Below are 1,470 nucleotides of genomic sequence, written 5' to 3'. Positions count from 1 at the left end.
GATCGATACCGATGCTAACCGCTAGCGGTACGAAAGTAGCAACCGCTGCTGCTTGAGAGTTAAGGAATTTACTAATCAAAAGCGAAACGATGACATATGTCCACGGATACGCCATAACGACCTTACCTAGCGACGCTTTAAGCATTTCGATATGAGCGGTAAACATAGTCTCCGCCATCCATGAAATTCCATAAATGGCTACAAGCGCGATCATACCGCTATGAAAAATTTCATTTTTAGCGATATTGCCCGCTTTGATACCCGAGACAATCATCATAATGGATGCTGCAAGAAGCATGAAAATTTGAATGGTTAAGACCATATTTAAATTTGTGGTCTTTTTCATCGTATCTTTTACGACAATGCTTGCGTTTGCGATGCTCTCGCTCTTATCGCCTGTCGTGATGACGACATTTCCGTCTTGAGAGACGATGCTTTGAGTAAGCTTTTTATCTTTGTCGTAAATTTCGACGCTATTAAATTTCGTCGCATCTTTGGCTTTGGACTCTTTGACGTTTGAGACGACCTTGCCACCATCTACCATGGAGATAACCTGACCATCTTTAATCGTGATATTTTTGACCGTTTTTTTATCGACGATGATCTCTACGGATTTGCCCGGGACATTTTTAGTCCACGCAGGGCGCAAGCTTTTTTCGTAACCTAAAACCGCAACTAGCGCAATAGTGGCTAAGAAAATCCACATGCAGATCCACTTAATCCTAGGAAGCTTTTGACCTAACAATGTCGTGCTTTCGCCGTAGATATATTTTTTCTGCTCTGGATCTTTGATCTTTTCTTGAAATTCCGGATCTTTATCTAGATCTTTACCTCTAAAAATCGACCACGTTCCGATTGCAAGCATACCGATGAAAGTAGAAGGGATAGTGAGTTTTAACAGATCCAAATACGTACTAAAGCCCTCGATATGCACGCCTTGACCTAGCAAGATCGCGACCATCGAAACGCCGGCAACCGAAACGGGGCTAGCGATGATAGCAAGCTGTGAGGAGATTGTAGAAGCAGCCATCGGGCGCTCAGGGCGAATCCCATTTTTAATAGCTACGTCATAGATGATCGGAAGCAGCGTATAGACGGTGTGTCCCGTTCCGCATAAGATTGTAAGCGTCCACGCAACAGTTGGAGCGATGATACAAACCATCTTTGGATGCTTACGAAGCAATTTCTCCGCTATTTGAAGCATTACATCAAGCCCTCCCGTAGCCTGTAGCGTTGCACTTGCTACGACAACTGCGAGGATAGTTAAAATAACGTCCACTGCCGGCTTACCCGGCTCTAATCTAAATCCAAACACTAAGATCACTAAGCCTATACCGCCTAGAATTCCCAGCGCCATACCGCCTTTTTTAGCACCATAAAACAAACAGCCCAAGACTATAATGAGCTGCAAAAAGAATTGAGTGCTTTCAGACAAACTTGTCAGAAACTCCATAGTTTCTCCTTCAGTAA

At 43.7% G+C, this 1,470-nt stretch carries 1 protein-coding gene; it reads right to left on the bottom strand.

Features of this window, described 5'->3' with window-relative positions; translation table 11 throughout:
• The coding region (locus Q0095_RS08455) for an anaerobic C4-dicarboxylate transporter (RefSeq protein ID WP_297883103.1) at positions 1-1,453 on the bottom strand (1,453 nt) is incomplete at its 3' end.
• Positions 1,454-1,470: the final 17 nt, after the last annotated feature.

Source organism: uncultured Campylobacter sp. (genome assembly GCF_938045535.1).
Lineage (GTDB): Bacteria > Campylobacterota > Campylobacteria > Campylobacterales > Campylobacteraceae > Campylobacter_B.
Note: the sequence above shows the minus strand (reverse complement) of the source record. Positions and strands in the feature narration are given on the sequence as shown.